Annotated in this window: 6 protein-coding genes and 1 pseudogene; all 7 read left to right on the forward strand. The window is 51.2% G+C overall.

Going from position 1 to position 8,356, the window contains the following annotated elements:
* Positions 1–8: 8 nt before the first annotated feature.
* Positions 9–1,250 carry a hypothetical protein gene (locus VE954_RS03600; RefSeq protein WP_324949753.1) on the forward strand — a complete coding sequence of 414 codons (1,242 nt, stop codon included), beginning with the start codon at positions 9–11 and terminating at the stop codon, positions 1,248–1,250.
* 29 nt (positions 1,251–1,279) lie between these two features.
* Positions 1,280–3,796: a TonB-dependent receptor domain-containing protein gene (locus tag VE954_RS03605; RefSeq protein ID WP_324949755.1), complete on the forward strand. Its 2,517-nt coding sequence runs from the start codon at positions 1,280–1,282 to the stop codon at positions 3,794–3,796.
* 275 nt (positions 3,797–4,071) lie between these two features.
* On the forward strand, positions 4,072–4,239 hold the full coding sequence (locus VE954_RS03610; RefSeq protein WP_324949757.1) for a DUF1328 domain-containing protein: 168 nt from the start codon (positions 4,072–4,074) through the stop codon (positions 4,237–4,239).
* A gap of 289 nt (positions 4,240–4,528) precedes the next feature.
* A complete protein-coding gene (locus tag VE954_RS03615) occupies positions 4,529–5,629 on the forward strand; it encodes a hypothetical protein (RefSeq protein WP_324949759.1) in 1,101 nt (366 codons plus the stop codon).
* A gap of 438 nt (positions 5,630–6,067) precedes the next feature.
* Positions 6,068–6,466: an MbcA/ParS/Xre antitoxin family protein gene (locus tag VE954_RS03620; protein ID WP_324949761.1), complete on the forward strand. Its 399-nt coding sequence runs from the start codon at positions 6,068–6,070 to the stop codon at positions 6,464–6,466.
* Positions 6,466–7,149: an RES family NAD+ phosphorylase gene (locus tag VE954_RS03625; protein ID WP_324949763.1), complete on the forward strand. Its 684-nt coding sequence runs from the start codon at positions 6,466–6,468 to the stop codon at positions 7,147–7,149. The genes VE954_RS03620 and VE954_RS03625 overlap by 1 nt, the downstream gene beginning before the upstream one ends.
* Positions 7,150–7,709: 560 nt before the next feature.
* Positions 7,710–8,356: pseudogene (locus VE954_RS03630) on the forward strand (hypothetical protein); the annotation flags it as partial.

Here is an 8,356-nt window from a genome sequence, read left to right on the forward strand (position 1 = left end):
CACCCACGGTGAAAAAGTTACTTCTTCTGACTCTGGCGTTCACCCTATCCCTGGCCTGTCGCAAACAAGAAAATGAAGCTGCAGAAGCTCAGCGCCTGCCAGAAGATACAATTAACCTCATGGCGACCATGGCCTCGAACGATGCTGGAGCGGTCAAATCCGGTCTTGAGGCCTGGCTGCAGTATTACCCCGGTGAAGTCAATCGGGTCTTTCCCGGAGAAGCCACGACAGCCCTGGGCATGGTGGCAGCAAAATATTTTCAAGCGACGGATAAGGCGCCATGGCTTGAGCTCATTCATAGCCTGCTGGATCGAGGTGCAGATCCCAATGTTCTCTTCCTTCACGAAGGATCGCGACTTGGTATGCTCCATGTCGCCTCCATGGCCGGTGATGCTGCCTTTGTCGAACAGATGATCAATCGCCTGGGTACGATGGATCCCCCCCTAAGGCTCAGTTGCGAGATCCTCCGTGAACCGACCAACACGGACGAGAAAACCCGCCTCAATCTTAATCTCCAGGAAGAGAAGACGGGCCTGACTCCCCTGCATTATGCTGTACAAAAGCCCCATCCTAATCCGGCGTTTATCGAATATCTCCTGCTCCAGGGTGCCAACCCCGATATTCGAAATGAAGCCTTGCAGCTCCAGTCACCTTTCCAGCTCGTGGCATCCAATCCGTCCCTTGCGCCCCTGTTTCAACGTTTTAGCGGACCGCAAATTCGATATGATGCCCGACTCAACTCCTTCATCAATGATGAAATTGAAAAGCAACCCGACCAGCGGAAAACCATGCTCGATCTTGCTGCCGCGTATCAGGATATGGTGACGAAGGAAGGGTTTGCCAGCGTTCAGGACATCAACCGGGTGATCACGCTTTGCCAGACAGGAGAACAGGCCAACCTCTTGGGTTACGCGTTGCAGTACCTATTTCCCTCCGTGTCCACCAAAGCGGCTCAAGCCGTCAAAGCTCGCAATGACAGTATCCAGGTCTGGATGAAAGATTATGGCGCGAAAATATGCCTTAACGATGATCTGCGCATAAAAAATCCGGACGCCACAACCCGCCAGGTTTCACTTAAGGATTTTTTCAAACAGACTCTGGCAGCGCACACAGGGGCGGCCAATGCCCCTGTCAAAACCTTGAATAAGGCGCTCTGGTGTTCCGTCGTCCGCCCCAAAGCTATGGAAGACGGCTGCTGGGATGCCGCAAGCGATGACACGTTGGTGGATGGCACAGTTTGCGGTCCCTGAATTTAATAATTTTTCGCAACGGGAATGATATGCGCACCTTTCCGGTTTTTATGGTTCTGGCGTTCAGTTTATTGACGTCCCAAGGCCAAGCCCAGGACGAATCCAAAAAAGAAAGCATGCAGGTTACGGCCAAGCGCATCAAACAGGGCTCATCCCAGGCCTTGCTCGATGAACGACGCAGTTCGAGCGAAGTCAAAGACGTCATCAGCGCGGAGCAAATCAGCAAATCCGGTGATACTGATGCCGGGGCGGCCATGCGTCGGGTCACGGGTCTGACACTCATCGGCGGCAAATCGATTTACGTGCGTGGCCTTGGTGAACGTTACTCTGCGACCACTTTAAATGGGTTAAGTGTCCCCAGTCCTGATCCCGCACGCCGCCAGGTTCAATTCGACCTCTTTCCGGCCGAGGTGCTGGAAAGCATCGTGGTACAAAAAAGTTATTCGCCTGACCTGCCTGGCGAATTCGGTGGGGGTGCTGCCTTGCTCCGCACCAAATCCATCCCAACACGATTTGAAGGGCGAGTCAGCCTGGGAACAGGTTACACCACAGACACTGTCAATACCTATGAACACTCGAAAACCGATTGGCTTGGTTTTGACGATGGCAGCCGCTCGCTGCCAACCGCTTTAAAACAGCAATCCCTGACGCAAACGAGCGGACTCACGGGGGAACAAAGAGAGTCGCTCAGTGAAGCCTTTCCCGGAATATACAGTGTTCAGGAACAATCCGCTCCGATCAACCGCAGCTTTTCAGCCGCCCTGGGTGATCGCATTCCCCTTGGTTCCACGCCCCTTGGCTATTCTGTGGGCCTCACTTATGGTGACGAGTGGAATCGCTACGAGCGCGAGCAAAACGAATATACGAGCGACCTCAGCACCGTTGTTAAAGGCAAACGCGGCGACGTTTCCGAACGCGAAGTGAAGCTTGGCGGCATCGGTGTTCTCAGTGCGGATATCGGGCGAAGCCAATTGCGTGGTCTGCTGGGAGTCCTGCATAAGACCACCGACGCCGTGGATATTTCCGACTCCTTTAACTTGAACACGACGGCGAATAATATGCGCAGTACGCGCCTGCAATGGCAGGAACGTGATTTGCTTCTAAGGCAGTTGTTCGGGGAACATTCTCTAACGGAAGATGGCAGCCTCAAATTAAACTGGCGCGTGGGCCTGAATAAAACCACAAGAAAAATCCCGGATCAGCGCAGCTATGGCTATAATGATCGAGGCGACAGCCTGGTGCATGATCAATCCGATATCAGTCGCTTGCGTCGGAAATGGTTTGATAACGAAGAGGATATGCAGGAAGTCCAGCTGGATCTTGCGGCTAACGTCTACACCGGCGACGAGCATCAATTCGATATCAAAACCGGGATCCTGGGCTTGAAGCGTGAGCGCCGCTCCGGGGCTCGTGAGTTTTTCTTTACGCCCGCGGCTTTAGGCAGTCCCGCGGCAGCCTTGGGTGAAAATCGCCTGGAAGATATCTACACGCCCGAGAACATGCGCTATAACGAAACCCAGGGTCAGGGCTTTCTTCTGGCCGAAGAGGTGACGCTTCCCTCCGACACCTACAGAGCGGACCAGGACCTGCAAGGCGCCTATGGAATGGTCCAGTACAAATATATCGACGGCGTGGAGATCACGACCGGCGTTCGGCGCGAAATGTCACGGCAGAACGTCGACAGCATTGATTCCTTCGACAGTCGTGATCCCTACAAAAACGCCGAGCTGGAAAGCAATGCTGTTCTTCCGGTCCTCAATGCGACCTGGGCCTTCGCTGAAAATCAACAGCTGCGATTCGGTTACAGCCGAACGGTGGCGCGACCGGATTTCCGGGAACTCTCGGTGTCGAGCTACTACGATTATGAGCGCGGCATTGATATCAAGGGGAATCCTGATCTGGAGTTTTCCCGAATCGACAACATCGATCTGCGCTGGGAACTTTATCAGACGGGCGATGATTACGTTTCTTTCGGTATGTTCCATAAAAACATCGCCAAACCGATCGAGCAGATCCCAGCCAGCAATGATGGAGCCAATACCTCGGCCATCACTTACACCAATGCGGATCGCGCGCGTAACTATGGTTACGAACTGGAAACCAATCGCAGGTTCGGATTCTTTACTATGGGTGGCAACTATTCACGGATCTTTTCCAATATCACGGCACCCTCGGGCGAAAACAGCATCCGCTATACCAACACCGATCGGCCCATGCAGGGCTCCGCCCCTTATGTCTTCAACGTCAACACAGGCTTTCGTTTGAATACGATCGGCAGCGAAGCCAACCTGGTTTATAACCGGGTCGGCGAGCGCATCATGGAAGCAGGTATTATTGTCGGTGACAATGCCGTGCCAGACGTCAAGGACGTGCCGATGGATAGTCTGGATCTCGTGCTGAGTCAGGTGCTGGAAGGTAATTCCAGCATCCGCTTCAGAGCCCGGAATCTTTTGGGGCGAGATATAGAATATAAGGCAGGAGATCGTCTGGTTTATCGTCGAACCCAGGATGCTTCGTACGCCGTAAGCATTTCGTCCACGTTCTAAGTGTTAGAAAGGCCTGCAGACAGCGGTCGCGTGCGGCTGCTGTCTTTTTTTTCATAAATGCAGCCGACTACGCTCCTGATGAAACCTTCATACGTAAGCCATGATTCCGGCAAACACGCCTATGTGAAAGTGTCCAGGAGCCTAATCATGCCACAATGATCTATCGCACGCTTCCATCTGTTTGTTCAAAGGTTCTTGCAGTCCTGTGCACGATCCTTGCAATGACTTTTGTAGGGGGCAGCGTGTCCTCAAGAATCAATTGGGAGGTACCTATCATGCTTCAGTGGACTGTAATTTTCCTGGTCCTTGCACTCATTGCGGCGTTTTTTGGTTTCGGCAGCCTGGCGGGCACAGCAGCATCAATCGCACAGGTTCTCTTCTTTGTGTTCCTCGCAGCACTCGCCATCAGCTTTTTCACAAGGCGCAGACCGCCTTTGACCTGATTTTCAAGTTCCGCTTTGCCGACAAATCAGGGACCTTTCCTTGGAAAGATCCCTGATTTGCATGCCCGAAAACTGATTAGCGCAGTGGACCGTTTCCCCATTCCAGCCAATAAACCTCCCTTTCCGAGTCGGCCGCATGTTCATTGCAATATGTGCGGATCCACATAGTCCAATTCAAGCCAAGCATTGCCTTTGCACGACGGGAGACTGATACATCCTGTCAACGTGACCGATGGACTTAGGGCAATGATGCGCTCAGTATCGGCTACATCACAGGATTGGGCCAGACATGAAAAAATGGATTCTTTCCGCGACAGCCATCACAATCTTTCTTGCCTGCGGTGACAGGCACAGGAAATCCACGGATAACCTTCCTGAGGAGTTCGCTGGAGCACCGGAAGACGAAGGATCATCAACCAACCCGCCTCCCCAGCCAACCCCGACGCCCACGCCGATTGTTACGCCCACTGCCTTGCCGATACCAGATCCGAACCCCACTCCGGCTCCGGTACCGAAGCTCAGAATCTTGATGACTCGCTATGCCTTTGTCAGTGGTGAAACGAGAATGCTTGGCAGCATCGCCCTAGACGCCAATTCAAATGCATGGCCAGTTCCTCCAAATTTTTCCGTTAAAATTCATGTGGCGGACGAGAACTGCGGCAGCGAAGCTGTCAGCGTTCAAGACTCCACTGTCACGGCCGTCCTCACGGCCAAGGATGGAACTCAACGCTGCTCATTTCAGCTCGACCTTTTCGACGAGAAAGGCGAGCTCCTGGTCTCGAGTCAGAGAAACCTGGATGTTCTAAAAGCCGACAAGGTGAAGCTCTCGCAGACCCCTGCTGGGCATTATTATCATGATATGGGACTTGGTTTGAGTAAACTCGGTGCAGAATACGATCCTAAAACCCATGCCATCGGTGAACACTGTGTCACCCCCAAGACTCCGTACAAGTTCCATAATCGAGGAGAAGCTGATGTTGGCACTTTCGAAGAACGCGTTGAAGTTAACTCCTTTTATTTGGATGACTTTCCCGTCATATTCAATAACTTCAACACTTATGAATTCATGGAAGAACCTGAATCGCAAAGCAAGCGATATGTAGAAAACTTGACAGAAGGTTACGCGCGACTCGATGTCAAAGGCGTGGCTTCTCAAGTGAGTATGGGCATCTTTCAATGGGACAGTTCTATTCCCCTGACAGTGAATACCAAAAACTGCACGAAAGACATGATTGATGGATTGCAAGTCGTTCGGAAGGTCCAAATCTATCTATGGGCAGGCCAGATGGAGCCAAGGGATGAGACTATAGATACTCGTAGCCTGATGCGGAATGTGTTCGATGCCCAACTCACCAAAGAACAGAGTGAGCAGATGTGTCCCGAAATATAGAGGAAAAGTGCGACTGGGATTGGGTGCGGCCAGCAAAGGTTTCCGATCCAAAAAGTTTGAAGATATCCTAAAAAACTCAAAGTGTGCGTTGGACAATCTCGCAGCATGCCGCCAGGAATTCCAGACGCTTCAAGACATTCTGAAAGAAGATCCTGGAATTCCCGTCAACGTGCAGTCGCCTGACGCATGGGTCCAGCAGGGTTTTGGTTTTCTTCCCATGACAGACACACCTTCATCTTATGGAATTTTTCCCTAGGATAACCTTGAAAGGCCTTCGGGCCTTTTTCGCCGACTTCTCAAACTATTCATTCCATATGGAATTCATTATTTAATACTATAATTTCATTAAGTTATAGTTTAATTTTGCATTCTATCTAAAATAGATTCCATATGGAACCGATAAGGGGTATATTGGGACATGGAAAGCGAGGTCCGACCATGCAAGTCGCTGGAAATAAAAAAGAACTCAGCCTGGCTCAAAAGCAAAATGTGATCTTCAGGCTCCTTAGGACTCTTTGCGAGGAACTCCTCGAAGGAAGTAAAAAGGACCTTGCCGCCTGCCTCCGTGTGAGTGCCGCGTCTGTATCAAGATGGTTTCAAGACGAACTTTGTACAGTCCCGCACAATGGGAACGACTACCAGGTTATCCTTCACCTGCTTGCGATCCATCGATCGCTTTGCGCGATCTTTACCAGCCCCGAAGACCGTCGCATTTGGTTTAAATCGCCAAACTCTGATCTTGAAGGGAAGTCGCCGGAGGACATGGCAAAGTCGGGTCTTGCCGGGCTTATCCATGTCAGACAGTATCTTGATTTCGAGCGAGGTCTTGGAGTCTGATGGCAGGTATCTGGAGAGTCTACACACCAACAAATATTCAATGGGCCGCCACAGCCCTCAATCCTGATGAACTTGACTTCATCGAATCCGAGATCAATAAGAGCAAAACCAAGCGAACGTCAGGACCCTGGGAACCATGGATCAAGGCACCTTTCGACTTCCCTCTTCCCATTGGAGCCAAATATGGGGCTCGTTTCACCCCTTCCGGCTCCATGAGAAACGCGCTCTACGGAGGGTTTGAAGCTGTGACGGCTGTCTTTGAAACCACCTGGCATTTTCTCAGATTCCGTAAAGCAAGTTCCCCAGCCCTGCATTGCAGAAGAGAAATGAGACGAATATTTACGGTCGGGTTCCACGAGACCGCTGCCATTGATATCAGGACTCTGCCCTCAGCTGAGATGGACAGAATTCTCGACCCCTTCGACTATTCTGCATCTCAAGCCTTCGCCTGGGCTCATTCGACAGCCCCTTCCATCATTGCACCTTCTGTCAGACACGAAAGTGGAATTTGTGCCGCCGTTTTTGACATCGCAAAGCTCGAGACCAAGGTCTCATACATGCGCGAACTATCGTATGCCCTGACAGAGGATAAGGAGGCCGTTAGCGTGCGTGCAGATATCGAAGATATCACGGGAGTCTGCGTACCAACACAGAACGGCAGAATGCACCTCCGCATGTCTTAGAAAGACGTAAGATATTTTGTCAGGAATACCGAAAGAAACGATCAGAACACCGCCCAGATGATATTTACTGGTATCGTATGCGTCCTGCTCTATTTGCTCTTCGTCTTTTTTCAGACGACCAGCCACAAATCATATTTTGAACCAACCACTGGACACACAAGTGTGAGTCTTCCCGAGGATCCTCATGAAGTTTCCCACAAGGATGCCTGGCTCAGCTTTATTTCCCTCTCTGTGAGCCTGATATCCGTCATCGGCCTTTCCAAAATAATTTTGCCCGTGATCGAGCAAGGCATAACTTTGATTGGTGCCCCGAAATCCACCGTAGGACTCCTGATCGCTTTAATCGTCTTGCTGCCTGAGACGTGGGCGGCGATCAATGCTTCTCGTGCCAATCGATCAAACTTCCGGCGTACTCCAGCCATAAGCTTTCCCGAGTCGATGAGGAAGCAGAAAGCTTTGGCTGGAGGTCAGAGGACCTGGCTATCTCCCATCATCGGAGATTCTCTGTTTTTCTCTTGCCAAATGCTTCTGGCATCCATACATTTGTTTGGCTGGAGGGTATGTTGGCAGGATCCACAACGAAAACCTTTGTGTTCGAGACAGAGATTGTTTCATCTCCGGATGACTTTCGTTCGCTTCGGCAGTCCGAGGAGCATGGAAGAAAGCTCTACAACGCGGTGCTGGGAAAACTGCTCAGCAGCCTGTCGCGGATGAAACAGAGTCGGGAATACAAGGTCACTGTTTTTCTGCCTAAAACTGATCCGAGGCGGAAGGCGGACTTCGCTCAGCTTCGTCTGGACTATGGTTTGAGTGAGTTTGCCGCTATATCCCTGGCTTCGAAATCGCGAACCGGCAGTGTGGATTTTGCTGTTTATGTCCCCTCAAAGGTTGCTCAGGAAATAGGGAAAAGAGCCTTTCACGCGGTCGAGCGAAAGATGTTTGGCAAAGCCAAACGCTGCCGTTTCAAAAGGAAGGGCTCTGATTTTTCTCTGAAAGGCTCTTCGAACAAGGAAAGCCCTCAAATCAAAATTACAGGCGAGACGGCCTGTATGATCTTCAGAAAAAAAGAGTACCCACTCAATATTGACCAGCAGAATCCCTATCACCGTCATGCCCTTGAGCAGAGGATCAAAAGCAGTCAGATCCTTAAGAGAACCATCGGTGGAAGGGAACGCTGGTTCGTACAGCTTTGTCTGGAAGGCGAGGC

Source organism: Oligoflexus sp. (genome assembly GCF_035638955.1).
In the GTDB taxonomy this organism is placed as follows: domain Bacteria; phylum Bdellovibrionota_B; class Oligoflexia; order Oligoflexales; family Oligoflexaceae; genus Oligoflexus.

Bases quoted from the DNA above. Each gene is read 5' to 3' on its own strand.
- VE954_RS03605 (WP_324949755.1), top strand. From the start codon at position 1,280: ATGCGCACCTTTCCGGTTTTTATGGTTCTGGCGTTCAGTTTATTGACG.
- VE954_RS03610 (WP_324949757.1), top strand. From the start codon at position 4,072: ATGCTTCAGTGGACTGTAATTTTCCTGGTCCTTGCACTCATTGCGGCG.
- VE954_RS03620 (WP_324949761.1), top strand. From the start codon at position 6,068: ATGCAAGTCGCTGGAAATAAAAAAGAACTCAGCCTGGCTCAAAAGCAA.
- VE954_RS03615 (WP_324949759.1), top strand. From the start codon at position 4,529: ATGAAAAAATGGATTCTTTCCGCGACAGCCATCACAATCTTTCTTGCC.
- VE954_RS03625 (WP_324949763.1), top strand. From the start codon at position 6,466: ATGGCAGGTATCTGGAGAGTCTACACACCAACAAATATTCAATGGGCC.